Genomic DNA, 23,774 nt, shown 5'->3' with positions numbered 1-23,774 from the left:
TTCGATTCCTGTCACAACAGGTAAGTGGCTGCGCGGCGGGCCCGAGGCGCTCGAAGGGGTCGTAGTTCTGCGCCGAAGACCGCTCCGTACCTGTGAATGGAGGCAAGACATGGGCAAGTACCGCGTGGGCCTCATCGGCTGCGGCAGAATCGGAAGCGAGTTCGAGGATCTCTTCCCTGAAAAGCCATCCAGTATCGCCGGGGCATTCACCATGCACCCCGACTGCGAGCTTGTGGCGGGCTGCAACCGCGGCGAAGAGCGCTTGCAGAGGTTCGGCAAGCGCTGGGGAGTGACCGCACTCTACCACGACCACCGGGCTATGCTGTCCCACGAGAACCTTGACATCGTGGGGATCGCGACGCCGCCTGGTGCGCATCGCGACCAGGTGATTGCGGCTGCCGAGGCCGGCGTCAAGGGCATCTTCTGCGAGAAGCCCATGGGGCTGAGCATCGGCGAATGTGACGACATGATCGCCGCCTGCAGGGCGTCGGGCGCGAAGCTTCTCATCAATTGCACCCGGCGCTGGATCGGGCAGTACGAGGCATTGCGGCGCGAGATCACCGCGGGAAGATGGGGCGAGCTCCTCCACATGGTGGGTTGCTGTCAGGGCTGCAAACCACTTCCCGACTGGGAAGCCGAGTTCGAGGGCCCAATGCTCCACGACGCCGTACATCTGTACGATCTCATGCGGTTTTTCGCCGGCGATGTGGAGTGGGTGATGGGCACCGCGTCGCGACGCAAGCGCCATGACCTGCGCGTGGAGGACACCAGCCTGGCGATACTCCAGTTTTCCAGCGGCGTGCAGGGCGTGACCATCGTGGACGAGCTTACCGAAGACTCCCGCTTCTGGCTGGAGCTTCACTTCGAACGCGGGTTGGTCAAAGTCGGCCCGGTGTTCGAAGCGCGCAAGTCCGTGCGCGCGGATACCGATGAGACCTGGTGGTACACGCTTGCCGAGGACGAGTTCCCGCCTCCGGTCTGGGACGGCACGGGGATACTCAATGCAGTGCGCGACCTGGTGACGTCCATGGAACTCGGCACCGAGACGCGCTCCACGGGAGAGGACGGCCGCGCTGCCATCGAAGTTATCATGGCGCTGTATGAATCCGAGCGGCGGGGGCACGAGAAGATACACCTCCCCTTCGAGGAGCCCCGGCGAATGCTGGACGTCCTGCGGGAAGAGGGGATCTATTGAATGACCTCGCGCGAGCGCGTCTTGGCCGCAATCGATCTGGGCAAGCCCGACCGCGTGCCTCTGGATATATGGGCCACCGGGGAAGTCTGGGCCAAGCTGCAGGCCCATTTCCAGACCGACGACATCGGGGCGATCCGCCGCGAACTGCACATCGACGGGTTCGCCGGCGTCGGTCCGGCCTACATAGGCCCGCCTGTGCCGACGTACTCAGACGGCACCATTGAGGACTACTGGGGCATCCGTTCGCGGCCCATCCAGTATGAGACCGGCACCTACTATGAGATGTGCCATCATCCGTTGGCATCGGCGAAGACCGTTGCTGATCTGGACGAGTACAACTGGCCCCGCGCCGACTGGTTCGACTTCAGCGGCGTCCGGGCCCAGTGCGAGGCAGTTTGCGAGACCGCGGTCATCGAGTCAGGCTACAGCGCGCCATTCTACTTTTTCAACAAGCTGCGCGGGCTCGAGCAGTCGCTGCTGGACTTGGCGCTGAACCCCGAGCTTTCTCACGAGATCATCCGCCGCCTGTGCGATTTCTTCTACGACTACTGCGAGCGTCTCTTCGAGGCCGGCGGCGGGCTCATCGACATGTCTCAGCTCACCGATGATTTCGGCTCGCAGACCGGGCTTATGATCTCCGCGTCCATGTTCGACGAGTACTTCCTGGAGGGCTACCAGCGCCTCGCGAAGCTCATGCAGGACCACGGAGTGCGTATCTTCCACCACGATGACGGGGCCATGTGGGAGCTGATCCCGCGGCTGCTCGACCTGGGGATGAATGTGCTCAACCCTGTGCAGTATGTCTGCGGGAACGTGGATCTGGACTGGTTGAAGAACACGTACGGCGATCGGCTCTGCTTCCACGGAGGCATCGAGAATCAGTCTATCCTGCCTTTCGGAACCGTGGACGAGGTGCGCGAGGAAGTGCGCCACTGCATCCGCACACTGGGCAGGGGCGGCGGGTACATCCTCGCCCCATGCCACAACATCCAGGCAGTCACGCCGGTGGAGAACATTATCGCCATGTATGAGACGGCCTGGGAAGAGGGCTGGTACTGAACGCGTAGGCCGACCGTCCCGGCGGGAATCTTCCGGTCCCGCGTAGGCCGACCGTCCCGGTTGGCTCCCTTGGCATATTGCCGTTCTCCGTCCAGCCCCGAAGGGGCGTAAGCCTTTTGCCACCAGCGTGAGCTGGTGGAACCAGGCCGCCATCGAGATTATAAGAGCCCCCGAAGGGGGCGGCAGAAAATCGGCGGCACCGGCCGGCGGGCGAGACGACGCCCCACGCGGATTGATGGGGAATGCGGTTTTCGCGTAGGCCGACCGTCCCGGCGGGAACCTTCCGGTCCCGCGTAGGCCGACCGTCCCGGTTGGCTCCCTTGGCATATTGCCGTTCTCCGTCCAGCCCCGAAGGGGCGTAAGCCTTTTGCCACCAGCGTGAGCTGGTGGAACCAGGCCGCCATCGAGATTATAAGAGCCCCCGAAGGGGGCGGCAGAAAATCGGCGGCACCGGCCGGCGGGCGAGACGACGCCCCACGCGGATTGATGGGGAATGCGGTTTTCGCGTAGGCCGACCGTCCCGGTCGGCCTCTTGTGACCGCCGAATCAGGAGACAACCCGTGAACCCATTCGTTGACCACTGCCGCGAAGTTGGAATCTCTATCCTGAAGCCCTCGCAGCGAGACCTGAACTACGGCCTCAAGCTCCACGAGGAGAGCCTGGTTTTCGACTCCTACGGTTTCGCGCCAAGAGCAGCCGTGGATTCCGAGGTCCTGAGTGAGGCCGCTGAAGCCGGCGCTTCCGACCTCGAACTGCAAGACCTTTCCGAGGACATGAGCTTGTCCCGCTGGGTGGAGGACGAGACCGAGAAGCAAGAGTACCGCAGGGCCTGGGAGTACGCCGGGGTCGACTGCATCTTCCAGAATGCGGGCGAGGAGAGCCAGTCGATCTCCCGGCTCCTCAAACGCCTCGCGCGGTTCACCTATGCAGCGGATTTCGGGCGCGACGTGCTTTCCCGGGCTTCCCTGCCGGAGGACGTGGAACAGGCGAAACGCGACGGCAAGCGGTGCCTGTACTTCTCCGGAAACGGCGTTCCACTGGCTGAAGACTGGAACTCGGTGCATGAGGAGCTGCGCTACATCCGGGTCTTCTTCCAGCTTGGCATCCGCATGATGCATCTGACCTACAACCGCCGGAACATGATCGGCGACGGGTGCGCTGAACCGGCCAATGCCGGCCTGAGCGATTTCGGCCGCGCGGTGATCGCCGAGATGAACCGCGTGGGCGTCATCGTAGACTGCGCCCACTCCGGCTGGCAGACCAGCCTTGAGGCCGCGCGGGCATCCTCGATGCCCATGGTATGCAGCCACTCGGGCTGCGCCGAACTCAACGCGCACCATCGCTGCAAGCCCGACGAGGTGATCCGCGCCATCTGCGACACGGGCGGGTACATTGGCATCTGCTGCATCCCGGCATTCCTGGGCGGCAGCGGGGACATCAATGCTTTTCTGAATCACATCGACCACGTTGTCAAGGTGTTCGGCGCGGACCACGTCACCATCGGCACCGACACCGCTTACTCTTCGCGCACCCCGGCAGCCCAGAAGGGCGGCGTGCCCCGGCACAAATCCCGCCCACGCTGGGAGAACTTCTGGCAGCCCAATGACCCTCTCTTCGACAGAAAGTGGCACGAGCCGCAGATGCAGGAGAGCCTCGCGTGGACCAACTGGCCGCTGTTCACCGTGGGCATGGTGCAGCGAGGCTACAGCGACGAGGACATCCGCAAGATTCTGGGGGGGAATGTGCTGCGGGTGGCGAAGGCGGTACTGCGCAGGTAGATCGGTCATCACAGACGGGACGGGCACTGTCATATTCTGCGAACCCGGCAACTCGCTCGCGATCCTTCTCGCCGGTTCGTTTCTCTTCGGCGCCACCACGCACTGCCCGGCTCAGGACGCAGCGTCGGCGGTGGACATGAGAACCATGCTCACCGGGGTTTCCATGCTGCCTCCAGCGTGGCGGCGAAGCGGACGTGATGGTGGAACAGCAGGCTAACGAGGGCGATCACGCGGGTCCCGACGGCTCCGGCGCAGACACAGTTCGTCCTCGCGAAACAGGAGGACGGCACGTGGCGCATGGACATCGCAAAGAGCATCACCCGGACCACCGGCAAACCGACCTCGTTCCTCATCGAGCAAGTCAAGCTGATGGGGGCTCGGCAGGTCGGCGGGAACCAGGACCGGCGCGAGCAGGACAGGGCGCGCCGTGGTAGAAGACGAGGCGGCAACCGGCAAATGGGGGACCGGCATCCAATTCCCAGCTCTACCGGAGGATGGTGCCTGTACCCATTTCAGGAGATAGCCTGCGCACTTCCTCAACCAGCCGATCAATCTCGGCCTCGTCATTGTAGAAATGGGGCGAAACACGCACGCCACCTGCCCGGGCGCAGACAACAATGTCCCGCTTCGCAAGCTGCTCCACCACCGTCTCCGGTGCCATCCCCGGCAGGCGGAAGCTGATGATGCCCGATGTTGCCCCTTCCCCGCGCGGAGAGAGAATCTCGCACCCCGCCCCCAGCAGGCCCTCCACCAGTCGCCCGGTGAGCTGCTGGATGCGCTCCCAGACGCGCTCCGGACCGACGTCAAGCAGCAACCCCGCCGATGCCCCCAGCGCATGGCCGCCCAGCATGTTGTGGGTGCCCTCCTCGAAGCGCCCGGCATCGTCCCGCAATTCCAGCCGGTACTCGCCGTAGTCCTGGGCACCTTTGACGCTCATCCAGCCCACATTCGCCGGCCGCATCTGCTCCATGGCGCGGTCCGACACATACAGCACCCCGCAGCCTTCCACCGAGAGCAACCACTTGTGCCCGTCCGCACACAGGAAATCGATGCCCAGGCTGTCCACGTCGATGGGGATCGCGCCCAGGCCCTGAATGGCGTCCACAACGAGCCACGCGCCGCGGTCCGCGCAGAGCTGGGAGAGGGAAGCGAGGTCGACGCGGAAGCCGTTGGAGTACTGCACCCAGCTCAGCGAGACCGCGCGGGTGTTCGCATCCATGGCGGCGGCCACATCGTCCAGCAGAATGCGTCCCTCACGCGGCTGGACCATGCGGGTCTCGACACCCTGTGCTTCCAGCGCCAGCCACGGGTACACGTTGGCCGGGAACTCGATGGAGGAAATGATCACATTGTCGCCGGGCTCGAAGGGAATGCCCTGGGTAGCGAGAATCAGGCCGCTGGTGGTGTTTTTCGTGAAGGCGATATTGCGCCGCTTCGTGCCCAGAAGCGCCGCGAGATTCCTCCGCGCTTCAGCCAGCCGTGCCACCCAGTCGCCATACTTCGAGTACACCTTGTCGCGCTGCTGGGCCGCCAGAAGGGCCACGGCATCCGCAGTGCAGGCGGGGATCGGCGCCACGGCGGCGTGGTTGAAGAACGCGCAGTGCTGCTTGATGGGGAACTGGGCGCGCAGGGCTTTGGGGGTCAGGTCCATTGGGGCGCACTCTCCGGGAATGATCTGGCGGCAGGTTACCACGCGTCAGAAAACCGCGCAACGAGCGGATCCGGCTGCGCGCATCTTGACTCAATGGATATATTCCCACATTATGTTGTCTACTCAACATCAAACCTACCGGCAGGCTCAACGCGCCGTGAGGAGCCCCTTCGGAATATGACTCGCAACTGGATCACCCTCGCCCTGGCGGCTCTGGCAATCAACTCCATCATCGCCCTTCATGCATCCGAGCAAGACGTCCGCCAGATCCTGGAGGGCGTCAAGCTCATCGACGCACCCGGACTGCCCGGTCCCGTCTCGGCTTTCGGCCCCAATGCCTTCGCGGTGGTCGTCGGTGGAGCGGACGGCGGCACGAAGCTTCCGTTGGTTGCCGCGACCCGTTTCGGCCAGGGCCGCGCGGTGCTCTTCGGCAAAGGCGAGTTCCTCGATGCCGGCACCATGGACCTGCATGACACAGGCCGCTTGCTTCGGAACGCGATCCGTTGGGCTTCGGGCAAGGAGGGCGAAATCGTCGCCGCAGTTCTTCGCCACGACGGTCTCACGCAGGCCCTCAGCCGTGATGGTATCCAGGCCCGGCAGACCGATCTCTCAAGTCTGGACGGCGTAGACGTCCTGGTGCTCAACCCGACGCATGCCCCGGCGGAAAAACTGCCCATGATCTCCGATTTCGTGAGGGCGGGCGGGGGCTTGGTTGCCGGGGACCTGGGTTGGGGCTGGCTGCAGATCAACCCCGGCAAGACGCTACCCCGGGACAATCACGCTAACTTGCTCCTCGCGCCCATGGGTCTAATCATACTCGACGGCATCCTTGACCGCACCGCCAAAGACGGGTACGTCGCCGGCGAGGTACCGAGCGAGCTCACCAATGCCGGCACCGCACTTGACCGCACCATCGCCCATGAGCGCGGCGAGGTCAAGCTCAGTAACGCAGAACTCGCCCAGGCCGGCGCGATCATCTCGAGCACGCTCCAGGCCATGCCGCCCAGCGACACAATCCTGCTGCCGCGCATTGAGGCGGTGGTCAGCGATGCCGCGCGCAACCTGGTGCCGACCCGCGAGAAGCCGATTCGCCAGGAGGATGTGCTGGACCGTCTGGCGATGACCGTCGCAATACGCAATGCCAAGAGCGCGCCGGCGGACCAAGTGAAAGCGCATCCGGCAGCCGCGACATTTCCCGGCGAAGTCCCGGCTGATGCTCCACGCGTGAGCCGCGAGGTGACCATCCATACATCCACCCCCGGCTGGCACAGCACCGGGCTGTACGCCGCGCCGGGCGAACTGCTCACCGTGAGCATTCCCGCGGACGCGACCGAGTTGAAGCTGGAAGCCCGCATCGGCTCTACCACCTGCCGCCTGTGGAACCATGCGAAATGGACCCGAGCGCCGGAAGTCGATCGGCAATTCGCCCTGAAGGACCCCGAAACACCGATTGCCAACGCCTTTGGCGGGTTGGTGTACATTGTCGTGCCGGACAAGTGTGAGCCGCGGGAGATCGCGGTCCGGATTGAGAATGCAGTTGAGGCGCCGTACTTCGTGGCGGGACAGACCACGCTGGAGCAGTGGAAGAGCACGGTGCGCAACCTTCCCGCTCCCCGAGCCGAGATCGCGTCGGACAAGGCTATCCTCACTGTTCCCTCCGCGGTGATCCGTACACTCGACAACCCCGCCAGCCTCCTGCGGGTCTGGGACCAGATTCTCGACCACTGTGCAGACCTGGCCGCCTTCCCCACGCGCGATCGCGTAAAGCCACAGCGGTACTGCGCCGATGCACAGATTTGCGCCGGGTACATGCACGCGGGCAACCCGATTATGATCCCCAACAGCGCCGCGCCGGACCTGGTGAACGTGGCGCATCTGGTGAACGAGGGCGACTGGGGGCTTTATCACGAGACCGGGCACATGCACCAGAACAGTGACTGGACCTTCGGCGGCACTGGCGAGGTGACCGTGAACCTGTTCACGCTCTACGTGCTGGACCGGCTGTGCGGAATGCGCCTGGCGGACACCCGGGTATCCGCGGACAAAACCCAGTCAATGGTCCTCAAGCACATCGCTTCGGGCTGCGACTTCGACCGCTGGAAGCGCGACCCGTTCCTGGCCTTGACCATGTACACCCAACTCATCGACGGGTTCGGCTGGGACGCTTTCAAGCAGGTGTTCGCGGTCTACCGAGATCTGCCCGAAGGCCAGCGGCCGAAGAGCGACGATGAGAAGCGCGACCAGTGGCTGACCCGCTTCAGCCGCCAGGTGGGACGCAACCTGGGACCGTTCTTTGTGGCCTGGGGAGTACCCACATCCGAAGACGCGCGCAGGTCCATCGAAGACCTGCCCGTATGGATGCCCGCCGACTTCCCACCCGAGAACCCCCGCGACAAGCGCAAGGCACCGAAGGCTACGGTGCTGCGGGTGTCCAGCGAGAACGAGGGGGATGGCGAGGCATCCAATGCGCTGGACGGCTTCGCGGACACCATCTGGCACACCCGCTGGCGAGGTGAGGTTCCGCAGTACCCGCATGAGCTCGTGGTGGACCTCGGCGAGGAGATGGCGCTCAAGGGTATCACCGTCCTGCCGCGCCAGAGCGGTGTGAACGGGTATATCGCGAAGTTCGCCCTGTACGCTTCGAATGACCCCGACCAGTGGGGATCGGCGGTCGCCGCGGGGACCTGGGACAAGACGCCAGAGCTGAAGACTGTGCAGTTCGCGGAAACGGTGAAGGCCCGTTACTTGAGGTTCGTGGCACAGGAGGCCTTCGACGGGCAACCCTGGGCATCCTTGGCGGAGCTTGATGTGATTCCGGCCGACTGAGGATTCGGGGGAGGGTGCTGCAAGCGCAAGGCGAACGGCGCGAGTGAAGATGATGCGTTGCGCCTGAAGAAGCTAGAGGCGCTCCTTGAACTCGGCGCGTACCTGTTCCACGTCGCGGGCAATCTGGCGCGCGAGGGCATCCGGGCTGTGGAATGTACGCACATCCCGCAACCGCGCCAGGAATAACAGCCGCAAGCGCCGGCCCACCAGGTCCAGGTCATTCCCCGCTAACAGATGTGCCTCGATGGTGCGCTCCTGGATGCCGAAGGTGCTCGGGGCGCCGATGCTCACCGCAGCGGGGACCCAGTCAGGCAGTTCCGCCGACCCATCGTCCACATACGCCGCGCAGGCATAGACTCCGTCACCCGGCACGAGCTTCTCGGGTGTCGGCTGCACGTTGGCCGTGGGGAAGCCAAGCTGCCGGCCAACGTGCCGCCCCTGTATCACCTCGCCGGACAGCTCGTAAGGCCGCCCCAGCCACGTATTCGACGTCTCCACGTCACCCGCCCACAACTGCCGCCGCACCTCGGTACTGTTGATCCTGCGATCATCCACCAGAATCGGCGGCAGCACGTGGACTTCGAAGCCGAACTCCATCCCGAGTTCGGTGATGCGTCTCACGTCGGCCTCGGCATTGCGGCCGAAGCTGTGGGTCTTGCTGGCCACCAGGGCGATGACGCCGAGGCGCTCCACCAGGATGTCCCGCGCGAACTCCACCGCTGAGATAGCCCGGAACTTCTGGTCGAAATCCACCACCAGTGCCGCGTCGATGCAATGCTTGGACAGCTCCCGGTCGCGTTCTTCGCGGGTGGTGAGGCGCACATTATTGGGCCCCGCGGGCCGGAACACCTGCGCCGGGATCGGCTCGAAGGTCATCACCGACGACTGCACGCCGTATTCGTGGGCAATGCGGCAGATGTGGTTGAGCAGCCGCTGGTGTCCGCGGTGGACGCCATCGAAGGCCCCTACCGCGAGAACGCGATCGGTGCGCGTGAGGGCAGGGTCATCGAGACCATTGTAGACAAGCATGGCTGAAAAGGCGCTTTCGAAGATACAGTCGAGATCCGGAAGCACGAAGGTCCCGGCAGAATTCGCGCTACTGAAAGACCCTCCGGGGCAGTAGCTGTTTCGCCGCACCCTCCCCGCTCACCTCGGCAAGGCAAACCGCGTTTTCGCCGCAGGTCACCATCGCCCATCCTCCCGGGCGCAGGTCGGGTCTAGCAGCGGCATCATCAGGCAAGGCAACCGGATTGCCGTTGGCGAGTACCCCAGCGGCTGCCAGGTCAACGCTCACCGCCGGAATCTGCGGCAGGGCCCGGACTAGGGGCACCACGCGCGCCGCAATGCTTTCCCGGTCGGAAAGCTCCTCGAGAGTGTTGCTGTCTTCGATGCGGTGGTCTCCCTGGGATGTGCGAAGCAGGAACCCAAGGCAGGCGCCGCAGCCCAGCCTATCCCCCACCATCTCGGCGAGACTGCGGATATACGTGCCCTTGGAGCAGTGGACTTCGCACAGCGCTCGGGCGCGGTGACCCGGAGCGAAGTCCAGCAGCTCAAAGCGGAAGACCTGAACCGTGCGCGCAGGACGCTCCACGTCCTGCCCCTGGCGCGCGAGATCGTATAGCTTCCGGCCTCCGTGGCGCACGGCGGAGAACATCGGCGGGATCATCTCAATCTCGCCCGTGAGAGTCCGAAGCACCTGCTCCACGTCTTCCCGTTGGACAGACGCGCTGGAAGTCTCACTCACTAGCTCGCCTTCGAGGTCCAACGAATCGGTGGACAGGCCCAGGATGAACTCGGCCCGGTACGTCTTGTCTTCCTGCAGAATGAACTCGCTCACGCGGGTAGCCCCGCCAAGAGCGAGGACGAGGACGCCGGCGGCCAGGGGGTCGAGTGTGCCCGTGTGCCCGACCTTCGCACCGCTTATTCGACGCACTCGGGCGACAACGTCGTGGGAAGTCATCCCCGGCGGCTTCAGAACATTGACGATCCCGCAGATGGACTGACTCATGGGAAAAGCTCGGCAAGGATCTCGCGCAATACTGACGCCGTGACTTCCTCGGGGCTCGCCTCGAGTTCGCAACCCGCCGCCAGTCGGTGCCCACCTCCGCCGAACTTGCGGCAGACGGTGGCGACGTCCGCATCCTGGGAGCGGAGGCTGACGCGCCAGGATCCGGGACGCTCTTCCCTCAAAAGCATGGTCACCCGGGCCTCCGAAATGCGCTTGAGGTCGTCGATGATCCCGTCGGTATGCTCGGGGAGTGCTTCCGCCGCCTGGAAGTCGTCGAGACTGAGCGTGGCGATCAGCACCACCCCCGCCTCGAGCCGCGCCGACGCCAGCGCGCGGCCGAGCAGGCGCGCCTTCGCAAGCGGCATTTCCTCTGCCGCCCGACGGGCGATCTCAGCGGGATTCGCCCCCGCTTCAAGGAGATCCGCCGCAGCCCGCAGGGCCTCCGAACTTGTATTCTGAAACCGGAAAACCCCGGTATCCGCAACAATCGCGCAGTACAGGCACGTGGCAATCGCGGCGTCGATGTCCACGCCCATCGCCCGTATCAGTTCGAGGACCATCAGGCCTGTAGCCGCTTTCGTGCCATCGCACCAGTTGACCTGCGCGAACTCATTCTCGGCCGCATGGTGATCAACGTTCAGGGTGAGGGGTGACGCGAAGAACGCCTGCTCCAGGTCCCCAAGCCGACCCGGTGCGTCGCAGTCCAGGGCTATGGCGCAATCGAAGGCTTGAGGCGGCGGCTCGGCCAGAATGGTTTCCGTTGCCGGGAGGAATCGGTAGCGTCTTGGGCAGCCCTGCGGCAGGACGCATACGGCATCACAGCCCAGCCGTGATAGCGCCAGACGCAGAGCCAGCATGCTGCCGATGCCGTCACCGTCGGGGTTCTCGTGGGTGGCAACGAGGACGCGCCGGCAACCCGCAAGCCGATCCGCGATAACCCGTGCGCCGGTGGGCTGGAGGCTTTCGGCGGGACTGCTCTCAGGGCTCTGGCTCATCTTTGCGGGAAAGCTCCTCGGCCGATTGTCTCAACAGTATCTCGATTCGCTGAGCCCGCTCGGCGGTTTCATCAAGGCGGAAGTTCAGTTCGGGGATGCTCTTGAGCGTGATGCGGTCCGCCAGCACCGCGCGGACATACTTGTGCCCACGCCGCAGAGCCTTCATCGTGGAATGCTTGGCCTCATCATCCCCCAGAACGCTGACGAACACTTTCGCGTGCTTCAGGTCCGGGGTCACCTCGACGCCGGTGATCGTTGCGAACCCGATCAGTGGATCCTGCAACTCGCGCTGCAAGATGTCGGCGATCTCTTCCTGCAGGAGCTTGTTGACGCGGAGTTGTCGCTGAGTGGGCATGGCGGTCAATCCTGTACGGGTGCGAATGGATCAGAAGACATCGATCTCGCTGTCCTCCACGACCGCCCGGGGATCACTCCGCACTGCGTCGAGCACCGCCTGGAGCATCTCGCGCACATGCCCGCCGTCATTTGAGACACAACTGAAACCCAGCTGTGCGCGGCGGCGGCTGTCGAGGCGGTCGACTTCGGCGGCCGAAACATTGAAGCGGGCCGCCAGGCGGTCCAGGAGACTGCGGACCACCTGCCGCTTGTCTTTCAGAGTGATCGAGTCCGTGACCGTGATGTCAACGGTCAGCAATCCCACACGGGCGGGCATTGGCTTTCACCTGGAGCGCGGGCAGGGTCACGCTCTCTCAGCGAGCCGACTCGTTCATAGGACGGAGTGGGAGCTTGCGTTCCTTCTCCACCTTGTCCCAGATCTCCACAATGTCGCCGCGCTCCCAGCCGCGGAACGCCGAAGTGGAGATACCGCACTCGTTGGGCGCGTCCAGCGACCGCACATCCTGGTCGAAGTGCTTGAGCGACTGAAGCGGTCCGCGGAAGATCTCCTCACCGCCCCGGATGACACGCATTTCAGCGCCGCGCCGTATAGTTCCGTCGGTGATGCGGCAACCCGCGATGACGCCGATGCGCGAGACCCGAAACAGTTCCAGGACCTGAGCTTTGCCAAGGAGAACGTCCTCGTACACCGGCTCAAGCAGTCCGAGAAGCGCGTGCTGAATGTCGTCGAGCACCTCGTAGATGACCTGGTACAGGCGGATCTCGACGCCCTCGCTCTGCGCGGTCTGGCGGGTATTCGCGTCCACATCCACATGGAAGCCGATGATGATAGCCTCGGAGGCCCTCGCAAGCATGACGTCGGATTCAGTGACGTCGCCGACTCCCGTGGCAACGACGTTGATGTCCAGCCCGTCAAGCCGCGCGTCGAACTCGGCCAGCTTGCTCTCCAGCGCCTGCACAGTGCCCCAGACGTCGCCCTTGACGATGACATTGAGTGCGGCGTGGGCTGCGCCTTCGGCGTCCTGGAACAGGTCGCGCAGGGAGATTCCGCTGACGCCGGCCATTTCCTGAGCGCGCAGGGCCTGCTCGCGCTCCTCGGCGATGCGACGGGCTTCCTTGGGGTTCTTGACGCGGATCATGACCTCGCCCGCTTCGGGCATTCCGGTGAGACCGATGACTTCCACCGGCGACCCAACGCCCATCTCCTTGACAGAGCGACCCGTCCAGGTGCGCAAGCGGCGGATTCGGCCGTGGGCGGTGCCGCAGACCACGGAATCACCCACCTTGAGCTCGCCCTTGCGGATGAGAACCGTGCAGATCGTTCCCTGGCTGCTGTCCATGCTGCTCTCGATGACGATCCCTGCAAAGTCGGCATTGGGCTCCACCCACAGGTCCTGGACTTCGGCGACGAGCAGGATCATGTCTACCAGCTCGTCGAGTCCTTCCCCGGTGAGTGCTGAAATCGGGACAACCACGGTGTCGCCGCCCCACTCTTCCGGCACCAGATCATGCTCGAGAAGCTGCTGCTTGGTGCGCTCCACATTGGCGCTGGGATGATCGATCTTGTTGATGGCGACAATGACCGGGACTTTGGCGGCTTTCACGTGCTTGATGGCTTCCACAGTCTGCGGCATGACGCCGTCATCGGCCGCCACGATCAGAATCGCGATGTCGGTGACCATGGCGCCACGGGCGCGCATGGCAGTGAACGCTTCGTGGCCCGGGGTGTCGATGAAGACAATGCGCTTGCCGTTCTCCGTCTCGATCTCGGATGCGCCGATGTGTTGGGTGATGCCGCCGCTTTCACCCGCAACGACGTTTGTCTTGCGAAGTGAATCAAGCAGGGTCGTCTTGCCGTGGTCAACGTGTCCGAGAACGGTCACAACGGGAGGCAACTCGATGGCATCCGGGGGCCGCTGGCCTGTAGACCGCCGCACCAATTCGGGCAGGGGTACCACTTCGCCCGCTTTCGCGCGCCGGGCACGCTCCTCTTCCTCCTGCTTTGCGAGTTCGGCCAACTGGCGCTCCAGTTCGGCGAGGCCATCCTGCTCGTCGTCAATCCGCGACTGTCCCCGGCGACGATAGTACTTCTCCGTCTCCTTGTCCTCGCGGGTGAGGACGTCCTCGTCTTCGTCCTCATCCTTCTTCGAGCCAGTCTCGACCACGACTTCCACCTCGGGCTCCACCAAGACTTCAGCCTGTGGCGAAGGGACCTCCAGGACGGCGCCGGCCGCCTCCTTCTGTTGGGCTGCAGCAGCGGCGGCTTCCCTGGCGGCGGCTTCTTCCGCCGCCTTCTGGCTCGCCTCACGCGCCGCGCGCGCCTGCTCGGCCAGAAGTTCCTGGACGGCTCGCGCGGTCTCCTCATCAATGGACGTAGCCGGACTAACCTTGGTCATGCCCAATTGTTGAAGAGCGGCCACGAGCGCCTGGCTCTGGAGCCCAAGTTGCGTTGCAAGTGCGAATACGCGAACCTTCGCCAAGATCGGACACCTCCGCGGAAACGTCCCGCTTACCTGTTGGCGCACAGGGCGCCGTGCGTCTGGATTGTCGTTTGTTGGTACGGCCTTGCTCCGCCAGAATCGGCAGGCCCTATATCACGTCATCGGGGTCCGGCGGCATATCATCGGACATGTGTGCCGGCGCGGAGACATCCGCTTCCAGGTCGATGAGCAGATCGCCGGTCTCCAGATCCTCGAGAGTTGCCTCGCCACCCAGGAGCATGTCGCGGATGCGCTCCGCCTGCTCGATATCGATGCTGCTGGCGTGGCTCGTGACCTCGATACCCTCCTCCTGGAGGATCTCCACCAGGTCCTTGCTCTCGACTTCAAGCTGTCGGGCCAACTCGTAGATCCGGATGCGACCTTCGGTCCCGCCCTCTATGGGCTTCTCTTCGGGCACGGGTCGGGTGGTCTCGATCGCCTCGACGATCTCTTCCGGCGCTTCGGCCCACTGAGTCTCGCTGCGGATGTCAATGCGCCAGCCGGTCAACTGCGCCGCGAGGCGCACGTTCTGTCCGCGTCGGCCGATGGCCAGGGAAAGCTGGTTGTCAGGGGCGATGACGATGGCTGCGCGCTCCGCCTTATTCACCATGACCTTGCTGACCTTGGCCGGCGACAGTGCGCTCCTGAGGTACTCCTCAACATTGTCATTGTAGCGAACAATGTCGATCTTCTCGCCGCGCAGTTCGTCGACGATTGCCTGCACCCGGGCTCCGCGATGCCCCACGCACGCACCGACTGGATCCACCTGCGGGTCACGGCTGAGGACCGCGACCTTGGAGCGGGCCCCGGACTCGCGGGCCACGGACTTGATCTCCACGATGCCGTCGTAGACTTCCGGCACCTCAAGTTCGAACAGTCTCACCACAAGATGCGGATGAGTGCGCGAGACGATGACCTGCGGGTTCTTCGTGGTGCGCTTGACGTCCAGCACGTACACCTTGACTCGATCGCCGAAACGGTACGGCTCGCCGGGTATCTGCTCGTGCGCCGGCAGGATCGCCTCGACCCCGTCCACAGCGATGTACACGTTTCGGGCGTCGCGCCTTTGGACCTCACCGGTCCGGACTTCGCCGACGCGACCACTGAAGACGTCGTACACGATTTCGCGTTCGGCCTCACGAATCCGCTGCATGACCACCTGCTTGGCGGTCTGGGCGGCGATGCGGCCGAACTCCTTGGTGTCGATCTCGTGCTCTTCGTAGCGGACTTCCTGCTGAGCGGCGAGGGCCTCCATGGTCTCCCCGCCCTCAAGTTCCACTTGCGGATAGATGGGCTTTCGGGCGATCATACGAACCGTCCCGCGGGCTTCATCAATATCCAGCCGCACTTCCTCAGTGGTGCCGAAATGCTTGCGGTAGGCGGACTGCATCGCCGCCTCAACCGTCTGGATCAGAGAGGCTTTCGGGATCCCTTTTGCCTTCTCCAACTGGTCCAGCGCCTCGAGGAACTCCCCGTTCATGTCAGTCAGTCAGCTCCCTGCGTGTTTACGTTGTCGCGAGCGCCATCCCGCCAAGAGTCGGCGTTCCGAGCCCTCGTACCAGCCGCACAAGCCCGACGATCACGCCAGGCAAAACGTTCCGGATCAGTCTTCCTCTGGGTCTTCGTCGTCTTCTTCGGGTTCCAGGTCGTCAATCTCATCCAGGTCTTCGACGTCAAACTGCACCTCTTCGCCGGCTTCTTCGTGGGCTCCAAGTTCGGCGTCCCAGTCGTAAACGAGGCGGGCGGACTCAATGTCGTCGGTGGCGATGCGCACCCCTTGACCCTCAATATCAAGCTCCACGTACTGACCGGCGAGCCCCTTGATCACGCCTGTGTCCGTGCGGCGCTTACCGTCCGGGCCAATGTGGCGCACCGCGGCTTTCTCGCCGGCGAACCGCTGGAAGTCCGCGTCCTTCACGAGAGGCCTCTCGACGCCGGGCGATGATACCACCAGCGTGTAGCGACCCTCAATCGGGTCAACCGCGTCCAGCAGCAACGACAGGCGGCTGGACATATACTGGCAGTCGGCAACTGTGACGCCTCCGGGCTTGTCCATGAGCACCGTTACGGTGCGGTTGCCCCTGCGCCCGCCGACCTTTAGATCAACCAGTTCGAAACCGAACACGGTGAGCGTCTGGTCGATCTCGCCAAAGATCTTGTCCTCGAGCGGGTTGGCCTTGCGCTTCATGCGTCCCTCATCCGTCCGCCCAAACAAAACGGAGTGGGCGTATCACCCACTCCCAGGAAACGGCGCCTGAGACTTTTGCTACTGGACCAGATTATACCCGCAAAGTCGCGCCCATGCAAGCGCAATTCGCCAAGAATCGCGCCAAAATGCCACTTCTGAGCGAGATTTCAGGGCTTCCTGGTGCGCGAAACGGGCCGCAGGGTACTACAGCGGGGAGGTATGCCCGCAGTCTGCACCGAAGTCTAGTAGTCCAACAGCATAGCCCTAACCACCGTGCCCGCTCCACGAAGCTTGAACAAGGGGGAGTGGTCCGTGTGCGAGCTGTGAGTCTTCCCGGCATTCTCGTTATTGCTGCCCTTGGCTTCTCTGTGGATGGCCTGCCGCAGACCGCCGTGACCGTCGAAGGCGACGCCCTAGATGGCGACTTGTGGCGCGTCCTGCGGGATGCGTGGACGGACTGACGCCCGGCCCCCAAGCCGGCCAAAACGCGAGGTGATTCCGCGATGTCGCGCGTGAATGTGCTGTTCGACAGGTACTTCGCCGAGCTCTGCCAAGCCCTGGAGAGCGGGGGAGCGCTCCTGGTCTCCCTGGACGAGGACAACCGGCCCAATCCGATGACCATCGGCTGGGCGCAGTTAGGGATCATCTGGGGCAAGCCCATCTGTACCGTGCTGGTGCGTCCGTCCCGCTATACTTACAACTGCTGCAATTCCACGGGTGACTTCACGGTCAACATCCCTTACCCCGCCCAGGCCGACGAGGTGCTCTTCTGTGGCAGCCGGTCGGGCCGCGACTACGACAAGTTCAAGGAATGCGGATTCACTGCTGTCCCCGCGCAGTCCAAGGAGGTCGCATCTCCGTACATTGCCGAGTGCGGGGTGGCCTGGGAGTGCCGAACGGTGGGCCACTCCGACCTTCTGCCCGACAATCTTGCGGCCGGCATCTGCGAGGGCTCCTACCCGAGGGGCGACTATCACCGAGTCTTCTTCGGCGAAGTGCTTGCCTGCCATGCCGACCCGGATTTCGAGGAGCGTTTCGCGCAGTAATAGTGACGAGGACCGGGCCATGCTCGGAGACAACCATTCCCCACAGGCGGTCACGGATCACGGTGTTCGGGGTCCGCGATCAGGGAGGCCCACCATGCTGCGCAGACTGGGTCTTGTGGCATTGCTGTTCAGCCTTTGCAGTCTCGCTGCGGCGGCCATACCGTACAGCGTCGACGGGAGCCGCATCACCTGCGGCCAGGCGCGTTTCACCGTCCTGTCCCCCACCTTGCTGCGCCTGGAATACTCACCGAAGGGCCAGTTCGTGGACCAGCCCACGGTCCTCGTGCTGGACCGCGATTTCCCCGAATGCCCTTTCGAAGTGGAGGAGCAGGACGAGTGGCTGGTAGTGAACACGGGACAGGCCGAACTGCGCTGGCTTGCGGGTGCCTGGCCCTGGAATGACACCAACCTCATGATCAGCTGGCATCACGGGGGCAATTCCGGAGCCTGGCGACCGGGAACGAAAGATACCGGCGACCTAGGGGGCACCCGCGGCGCACTGGACGGCGTGAACCGGACCAACCTGCCGCCAGTGGGCGACGGGCTGCTCAGCCGCGCAGGTTGGACACTGCTGGATGATTCCCAGCGCCCGCTGTGGCTGGGCGAGGAAGGCTGGCTCCAGGACCGCCCGGACTACGACTGCCGAGACTGGTACTTCTTCGCCTACGGCACCGATTACGGCCACATGCTGGCCGAGTACGTGCGCCTCTGCGGCCGCATCCCCATGTTGCCCCGCTATGCCTGGGGGCCCTGGTTTTCTCGATACTGGCAGTACACCGACAGCGAACTGAAGGCGATCGTGGAGCGCTTCCGCGAACTGGACATCCCGCTTGATGTACTCGTGGTGGACGTGGACTGGCACAAGTACGGTTGGGAGGGTTACGACTGGGAGGAGAAGTACTTCCCCGATCCCGAGGGCTTTCTCGCGTGGGTACATGACCAGGGCGCGTATGTGACCCTCAATAACCATCCGGGCAGCCCACTGCCTGTGGAGGACACTCACCACGCCGAAGCGGTCAGGGTTGCCGGGCTGGGCGACGAGGCGAAGGACAAGCCCCTGGCCTGGGACCTTGCGAACCAGAGCCTGAACCGCGCTTTCGTGGAAGCGGTGCATTGGCCGCTGGAGGCGATGGGTGTCGACTTCTGGTGGATCGACGGCAACCCGGCGGCCAACAAGCGCGGGCTGAATGCCACCATGTGGTGCGCGAAGACCTACTACGACGGCACCGGCAGGCGCACGGGGAAACGCTCGCTCACCTTCAGCCGGTACGGTGACCTTGGCCAGCACCGGTATCCCACTGGTTTCTCGGGCGATGTCTATTCGCAATGGGAAGTGCTGGACTACGAGGTGCCTTTCACTCTCAGAGCCGGGAACGTGGCCTTCCCGTACTGGTCCCACGACATCGGCGGATTCATGGGCAACCGTCTGGACCCCGAACTTTACGTGCGCTGGTGCCAGTTCGGCGCCCTGAGCCCCGTCCTGCGGTTGCACAGCAATCATGGTGTCCGCGAGCCCTGGGAATACGGGGACGAGGCGCTCAAGATTGTGGGAGACTTCTTTCGCCTGCGCCACCGGATGTACCCCTACCTGAACACCTGCCAGCGCGAAGTGTACGAGACGGGGATGCCGCTCTGCCGTGCGATGTACATGCACTGGCCACGTGCGCAGGAGGCCTACCGGTTCATGGGCCAGTATATGCTGGGGCCAAACCTCCTGGTCGCGCCCATCACGGAACCAGGCCGGGACGGTGTAGCGACGAAACAGATCTGGCTCCCCGAAGGCCTGTGGTGGGACTTCTGGACCGGCGAACCCATGCAGGGCCCCCGGATAGTGGCATACCAGGCGCCCCTCGACCGTTGCCCCATCTTCGCCCGCGCCGGCGCGATTGTCCCCATGCAGCCTGATATGGATTACATGGGCCAGAAGCCGGCCGACCCCATCACCGTCCACATCTGGCCGGGCGGGAACGGGTCGCTGGACCTATACGAAGATGACGGCATGAGCATGGGCTACACTGGCGAGGCGTTCACTCGAACACGGATTTCCGTATCCCAGTCGTATGGCGACCTTGCTGCCGAGATTGCGCCACGGACCGGGGCATTCGAGGGCGCTCCAGGCCCACGGTGCTACCGGCTGGTGTTCCATGGGGTCGAAGAGCCTGGGCTGGTCACAGCAGACGGCGAGATCGTCGCGGTCCGGACCGGTGCCGGAAGCGACTCCCACGCCGAACAGGCCTGGGCGCGGTATTCCGCACAAGACGCCCTGCTCACCATCAACCTTCCGGCTGTGGACCCGGCGAAGGGCCTGAAAGTCGCAGTGACCGGGGCCGCCGATGAGAAATCCCAGGTCAGGCGCGCCAGGCTCAAGGGTCTTCTCACTTGCGCCGAGGACGCCGAGCGCGTTGCGCGAGACAACGGACTGCCGCGAAATCTGGCGGCCCGCATTGTGGGCGTTGTCGAAGACACCCGCAAAGCGATGGCCCGGGACCTGGACGAGGAAGCTCCCAGCCGCTCACTGCGCGAGGCTTGGCAGGCGCTGGCTGCTGCCACCGGCCAGGAGGATGCGAGGCACGCAGCGATGTCCGCCCTCATCGGGCTCAATTCCCACGCAGGAATCAGCCCCGGGCAGGACGCCGGCACTCGCCGGGTGCACGTCGCGGTGAGCAGCAGTATCAACCTTCCCGGGTCGGAACTGGCGCTGACGCCGGTGCTTCCGCCGGGATGGACGTTGGCCGGGCAGGCTGACCAGTCGTTAGCATTTTTCGAACGTGGGGCCGGGGGAACGGTGGAGTTTGTCGCAGTTGCTCCGCGGACAGAGCAGAACCCGCCCGTGGGTCTGCTGGAACTGGGCGCCGAGGGCGGCGTCTCGTGGGCTGGTGCGTCGCTGCCGGTCCGGGTCGTCGCAGGTCTTGACTGCACGTTCGTGCAGCAATGGCGAATCGTCGGTCCTTTCAGCAACCGCGACGGAAAGGGCCTGGAGACTGTCTATGAACCAGAGACCGTCCTGGACGTGACCCGCAGCTATTCGGGAATGGACGGCCAGGCGAAGTGGGTCGAGACCCGCTGGCGGCTTCCGGAAGCCAGTGGAAACGCGCCGATGTTTGTCAATCTCGAGCCGCTCATCACGCCCAAGGACCAGGCCATTGCGTATGCCGTGACATATCTTGTCGCGGAACAGGACACGGATGCCGTGCTCTGGGTCGGCACGGACGATGGCTGCAAGGTGTGGCTCAACGGAGACCTGGTGCTCTCCCATCCTGAACCGCGGCCGCCGGACCCCGGCCAGGACCAGGTGCCGGTGCGCCTGAAAAGGGGGAAGAACACCGTGCTGTACAAGGTCGCCAATGAGTTCGGGCAGTGGGGACTGTACTTGCAAGTACTCGGGCCCGATGGCGCGCCGCTCGACGGACTGAGCAACACCATCGACGCTGACGGATGATCCCAGGGAGGAGCGGGGGCACACTTGTCACTCACCGCCAAGATGGTGGCAATTCTGACCGCGCTGGTTCTGGTGCAGGCCGCGATTGACTATGTGGCCCAACAGCGGCTCATCATGCCCCATTTCCACGAGCTGGAGCGGGACTGGGCCCGGGCCGACATGGCTCGCTGCATCAACATCATGGACGAGGAATTACGGCAGCTCGGAATCCTGTGCGAGGACTGGGCCGCCTGGGATAGCACCTACGACTACGTAGTGACCGGGGACCCGAAGTACGTTCGTACGAACCTGGTCGAGTCCACCTTCATCGACAGCCATCTGGACCTGATATTCATCTGCGATGTCAGCGGGAAGGTGGTCTACGGGCGCGCTCTCGCCCCTGGATCGACCAACGCAATCGTCCTGCCCGAGTTCCCGCCCATTCAGCTGCCAAGAGACCATCCCGCCCTGCTCGGGGGGACCAGGGGGCGAACCCTGTCCGGAGTGATGATGACCGCACAGGGCCCCATGCTTCTCGTGGCAAGAACGATCCGCCGCAGCGACACAAGCGGCCCGTCGCGCGGGACACTGATCATGGGACGCTACCTGACGGCCAGCGTGGCTGATCGCTGGTCCCGGCAAGCGGGAACCCAGCTGCGAATATCCGTCCTGGACGGGCATCCCCTGGACCCCCAGTCGCGCTGGGCGCTGGCAAACCTGCAGTCGCAACCTGAATTCATCACAGTGGCCAACAGCGGCGACCACTTGCATACATTCCGCACTGTCGCCGACCTCGAAGGCAAACCGGCTCTGCTCGTGCGAGCAAGCATCCCCCGGACCATCACGCAACGCGGGCATTACGTGGGCAGGTATGCTATTCTCACGGCGATGTACCGCGGTCTGCTGGTCCTGGGCGCGGTGGTCGTTCTCATGCGATACATCGTCATCGCCCCAATTCAGGCGCTGGGGCGGCAGGTCCGCAGTGTTCGGGAGACAGGCGACCTCATGCTGCGCAGCGGCACATCGCGCACCGATGAGCTCGGGTTTCTCGCCCGGGAGTTCGACCAGATGCTCTCGCAACTCGCAGACGCCCAACAGGCGCTGGCCGCACGCTCGCGGGAACTCCAGGTGGCCAACAGCTTGCTGGAACAGGATATTGAGCGTCGCAAGGAGACGGAGGAGCGGCTGATCGCCTATCAGTCTCAACTCAGAATCCTGGCCGCGGACCTTGCCACCACCGAAGATCGGGAACGCCGCGAATTGGCAGACGTATTGCACGACGGCGTCTCGCAATTGGTCGCGACTGCCAAAATGCGCGTGGAAGCCCTGGAGTCCGGAGACACGGGCGCGGATCTCGCCGACGACCTCCACCAGATCAGCCGCCTTCTCGAGCAGGCCATCCGCGAGGCGCGCTCCCTCACCTTCGAACTGAGCCCGCCGGTGCTTCGCGAACTGGGCCTTTCCGCCGCAATTTCGTGGCTGATTGATACGCCCCTCTGCCAGGGGCTGACCTGCCGACTGCGGGATGACGGCACACCGAAACCCCTGGACGATGACGTGGCTGCCGTGGTCTTCAAAGCGGTGCGGGAGCTGCTCACCAACGCAGTCAAGCACGCCCAGGCCAATACCGTCACCATCGACCTGAAGACCGATGGCCCCAACGTACGGGTGGAGGTTGCCGACGACGGCATAGGCCTGCCGGAAGGAGTCAGACCGGTGGAGCAAGCGACCGGGTTCGGTCTCCTGAGCATCAACGAGCGGATCCGCCGCGCGGGTGGTTCGCTGGAGATCACCAGCGCGCCGGGCCAGGGAGTGCGGGCTATCTTGACGGCGCCCCTGAAAGCGGAGCAGAATGGATCAGGTGAGCCAAACGATGATCCGGGTCATGCTTGCTGACGACCATAAGATTTTCCGCGAAGGCCTGTCCTCACTGCTTGAGAAGGCGAAGGACATCCAGGTGGTGGGCCATGCCGAAAACGGGCGTCAGGCAGTGGCGCTGGCCGCTGAACTGCACCCCGATGTGATCATCATGGATGTCGCGATGCCCGATCTCAACGGCATCGAGGCCACGGAACAGATACTCGCCGACAACGCGCGGGTGGGTGTGGTCGCCCTGTCCATGCACGCCGACCAGCGTTTTGTGAGCGCGATGCTCCGCGCTGGCGCGTCGGGCTATCTCCTCAAGGACTGCGCCTTTCAGGAACTGGTCCAGGCGGTCCAGACTGTGGCTGCCGGTGAGAAGTACCTCAGCCCCTCCATCGCTTCCCTAGTCATCGACGAGTACGTGCGCGCCGCCGATGCCGGCGAGGAATCCTCGCGCGACCTGCTCACCCCCCGTGAGCGCGAGGTTCTCCAACTCATCGCCGAGGGCTGCGCAACGAAACAGATTGCCGGGCGCCTGAGCGTGAGCATCAAGACCATCGAAACCTACCGCCGCCAGATCATGGAAAAGCTCGGTATCGACACGGTTGCCGGCCTTACAAAGTACGCGATCCGCGAGGGCTTGACGTCCCTCGAGCACTAAAGACCGCGACAGAACTGGTAAGGTATTTCGAACCCCCCCCTCAGGATTCCCCTGAGTGTCAACTTCCCCTGCTCAAGGTAGCATCATAGCAGGCTCAGATCGCTGGCGCGAGACAGGCCTTGGGCCCAGCCCCACGGCCCACTTTAGCGCCTGAAGTGCCCGTCGGGGCTGGGGGACGGATCTGATCGGGGGCGGTAAGCAGTGGCCCGCGTCAACCTGGCAGACATAAACCGCAAAATGCACGCGCGA

At 64.0% G+C, this 23,774-nt stretch carries 19 protein-coding genes; 9 read left to right on the top strand and 10 right to left on the bottom strand.

Annotated elements, in window-relative coordinates; genetic code table 11:
• Positions 1-109 precede the first annotated feature (109 nt).
• From HPY44_05185 to HPY44_05175, 3 genes are all read left to right on the top strand, one after another.
• Positions 110-1,195 (top strand): Gfo/Idh/MocA family oxidoreductase, encoded by a 1,086-nt coding sequence (locus HPY44_05185; GenBank protein NSW55385.1) that lies wholly within the window; start codon positions 110-112, stop codon positions 1,193-1,195.
• Positions 1,196-2,254, top strand: coding sequence for a uroporphyrinogen-III decarboxylase-like protein (locus tag HPY44_05180; protein NSW55384.1), 1,059 nt, complete (start codon positions 1,196-1,198; stop codon positions 2,252-2,254).
• Positions 2,255-2,694: 440 nt separating this feature from the next.
• The gene (locus HPY44_05175) at positions 2,695-4,032 is read left to right on the top strand and encodes a membrane dipeptidase (protein ID NSW55383.1); all 1,338 of its coding nucleotides are present in this window, start codon (positions 2,695-2,697) and stop codon (positions 4,030-4,032) included.
• A 149-nt stretch (positions 4,033-4,181) separates the two neighbouring features.
• Here the strand turns inward: HPY44_05175 and HPY44_05170 are convergent, their stop codons facing one another.
• Positions 4,182-4,349: a hypothetical protein gene (locus tag HPY44_05170; GenBank protein NSW55382.1), complete on the bottom strand. Its 168-nt coding sequence runs from the start codon at positions 4,347-4,349 to the stop codon at positions 4,182-4,184.
• A 167-nt stretch (positions 4,350-4,516) separates the two neighbouring features.
• The gene (locus tag HPY44_05165) at positions 4,517-5,683 is read right to left on the bottom strand and encodes an aminotransferase class V-fold PLP-dependent enzyme (GenBank protein ID NSW55381.1); all 1,167 of its coding nucleotides are present in this window, start codon (positions 5,681-5,683) and stop codon (positions 4,517-4,519) included.
• A 177-nt stretch (positions 5,684-5,860) separates the two neighbouring features.
• On the opposite strand from HPY44_05165, the gene HPY44_05160 reads away from it, so the two are divergent.
• Positions 5,861-8,509 (top strand): discoidin domain-containing protein, encoded by a 2,649-nt coding sequence (locus HPY44_05160; GenBank protein ID NSW55380.1) that lies wholly within the window; start codon positions 5,861-5,863, stop codon positions 8,507-8,509.
• A 72-nt stretch (positions 8,510-8,581) separates the two neighbouring features.
• On the opposite strand, the gene ribF is transcribed toward HPY44_05160, so the two are convergent.
• The 8 genes from ribF to HPY44_05120 all read right to left on the bottom strand — a co-directional run bounded on the left by ribF (position 8,582) and on the right by HPY44_05120 (position 16,537).
• A complete protein-coding gene (gene ribF, locus HPY44_05155) occupies positions 8,582-9,646 on the bottom strand; it encodes a riboflavin biosynthesis protein RibF (protein ID NSW55379.1) in 1,065 nt (354 codons plus the stop codon).
• On the bottom strand, positions 9,606-10,517 hold the full coding sequence (gene truB, locus HPY44_05150; protein NSW55378.1) for a tRNA pseudouridine(55) synthase TruB: 912 nt from the start codon (positions 10,515-10,517) through the stop codon (positions 9,606-9,608). Before truB ends, ribF begins: the two co-directional genes overlap by 41 nt.
• On the bottom strand, positions 10,514-11,512 hold the full coding sequence (locus tag HPY44_05145; GenBank protein ID NSW55377.1) for a bifunctional oligoribonuclease/PAP phosphatase NrnA: 999 nt from the start codon (positions 11,510-11,512) through the stop codon (positions 10,514-10,516). Before HPY44_05145 ends, truB begins: the two co-directional genes overlap by 4 nt.
• Positions 11,496-11,867, bottom strand: coding sequence for a 30S ribosome-binding factor RbfA (rbfA, locus tag HPY44_05140; GenBank protein NSW55376.1), 372 nt, complete (start codon positions 11,865-11,867; stop codon positions 11,496-11,498). The genes HPY44_05145 and rbfA overlap by 17 nt, the downstream gene beginning before the upstream one ends.
• 30 nt (positions 11,868-11,897) lie before the next feature.
• Positions 11,898-12,164 (bottom strand): DUF503 domain-containing protein, encoded by a 267-nt coding sequence (locus HPY44_05135; protein ID NSW55375.1) that lies wholly within the window; start codon positions 12,162-12,164, stop codon positions 11,898-11,900.
• A gap of 58 nt (positions 12,165-12,222) precedes the next feature.
• Positions 12,223-14,349, bottom strand: coding sequence for a translation initiation factor IF-2 (gene infB, locus HPY44_05130; GenBank protein NSW55374.1), 2,127 nt, complete (start codon positions 14,347-14,349; stop codon positions 12,223-12,225).
• Positions 14,350-14,458: 109 nt separating this feature from the next.
• On the bottom strand, positions 14,459-15,829 hold the full coding sequence (nusA, locus tag HPY44_05125; GenBank protein ID NSW55373.1) for a transcription termination/antitermination protein NusA: 1,371 nt from the start codon (positions 15,827-15,829) through the stop codon (positions 14,459-14,461).
• Between the two features lie 123 nt (positions 15,830-15,952).
• Positions 15,953-16,537 carry a ribosome maturation factor RimP gene (locus HPY44_05120; GenBank protein NSW55372.1) on the bottom strand — a complete coding sequence of 195 codons (585 nt, stop codon included), beginning with the start codon at positions 16,535-16,537 and terminating at the stop codon, positions 15,953-15,955.
• Positions 16,538-16,851: 314 nt separating this feature from the next.
• Between HPY44_05120 and HPY44_05115 the strand changes: the two genes are divergently transcribed.
• The 5 genes from HPY44_05115 to HPY44_05095 all read left to right on the top strand — a co-directional run bounded on the left by HPY44_05115 (position 16,852) and on the right by HPY44_05095 (position 23,525).
• Positions 16,852-16,998, top strand: coding sequence for a hypothetical protein (locus HPY44_05115; GenBank protein NSW55371.1), 147 nt, complete (start codon positions 16,852-16,854; stop codon positions 16,996-16,998).
• Between the two features lie 42 nt (positions 16,999-17,040).
• Positions 17,041-17,583, top strand: a complete 543-nt coding sequence (locus HPY44_05110; protein NSW55370.1) for a flavin reductase family protein — start codon at positions 17,041-17,043, stop codon at positions 17,581-17,583.
• Positions 17,584-17,677: 94 nt separating this feature from the next.
• The gene (locus HPY44_05105) at positions 17,678-21,022 is read left to right on the top strand and encodes a DUF5110 domain-containing protein (protein ID NSW55369.1); all 3,345 of its coding nucleotides are present in this window, start codon (positions 17,678-17,680) and stop codon (positions 21,020-21,022) included.
• A gap of 24 nt (positions 21,023-21,046) precedes the next feature.
• A complete protein-coding gene (locus HPY44_05100; protein NSW55368.1) occupies positions 21,047-22,897 on the top strand; it encodes a HAMP domain-containing protein in 1,851 nt (616 codons plus the stop codon).
• Positions 22,875-23,525, top strand: a complete 651-nt coding sequence (locus HPY44_05095) for a response regulator transcription factor (GenBank protein NSW55367.1) — start codon at positions 22,875-22,877, stop codon at positions 23,523-23,525. The genes HPY44_05100 and HPY44_05095 overlap by 23 nt, the downstream gene beginning before the upstream one ends.
• Positions 23,526-23,774: the final 249 nt, after the last annotated feature.

It is taken from the genome of Armatimonadota bacterium (genome assembly GCA_013314775.1).
Lineage (GTDB): Bacteria > Armatimonadota > Zipacnadia > Zipacnadales > JABUFB01 > JABUFB01.
The sequence above is the reverse complement of the archived record's forward strand: the minus strand, read 5'-3'. Positions and strand labels throughout refer to the sequence as shown.

Bases quoted from the DNA above. Each gene is read 5' to 3' on its own strand.
- HPY44_05185 (NSW55385.1), top strand. From the start codon at position 110: ATGGGCAAGTACCGCGTGGGCCTCATCGGCTGCGGCAGAATCGGAAGC.
- HPY44_05180 (NSW55384.1), top strand. From the start codon at position 1,196: ATGACCTCGCGCGAGCGCGTCTTGGCCGCAATCGATCTGGGCAAGCCC.
- HPY44_05170 (NSW55382.1), bottom strand. From the start codon at position 4,349: ATGCTCTTTGCGATGTCCATGCGCCACGTGCCGTCCTCCTGTTTCGCG.
- HPY44_05165 (NSW55381.1), bottom strand. From the start codon at position 5,683: ATGGACCTGACCCCCAAAGCCCTGCGCGCCCAGTTCCCCATCAAGCAG.
- HPY44_05160 (NSW55380.1), top strand. From the start codon at position 5,861: ATGACTCGCAACTGGATCACCCTCGCCCTGGCGGCTCTGGCAATCAAC.
- truB (NSW55378.1), bottom strand. From the start codon at position 10,517: ATGAGTCAGTCCATCTGCGGGATCGTCAATGTTCTGAAGCCGCCGGGG.
- HPY44_05145 (NSW55377.1), bottom strand. From the start codon at position 11,512: ATGAGCCAGAGCCCTGAGAGCAGTCCCGCCGAAAGCCTCCAGCCCACC.
- rbfA (NSW55376.1), bottom strand. From the start codon at position 11,867: ATGCCCACTCAGCGACAACTCCGCGTCAACAAGCTCCTGCAGGAAGAG.
- nusA (NSW55373.1), bottom strand. From the start codon at position 15,829: ATGAACGGGGAGTTCCTCGAGGCGCTGGACCAGTTGGAGAAGGCAAAA.
- HPY44_05120 (NSW55372.1), bottom strand. From the start codon at position 16,537: ATGAAGCGCAAGGCCAACCCGCTCGAGGACAAGATCTTTGGCGAGATC.
- HPY44_05110 (NSW55370.1), top strand. From the start codon at position 17,041: ATGTCGCGCGTGAATGTGCTGTTCGACAGGTACTTCGCCGAGCTCTGC.
- HPY44_05105 (NSW55369.1), top strand. From the start codon at position 17,678: ATGCTGCGCAGACTGGGTCTTGTGGCATTGCTGTTCAGCCTTTGCAGT.
- HPY44_05095 (NSW55367.1), top strand. From the start codon at position 22,875: ATGATCCGGGTCATGCTTGCTGACGACCATAAGATTTTCCGCGAAGGC.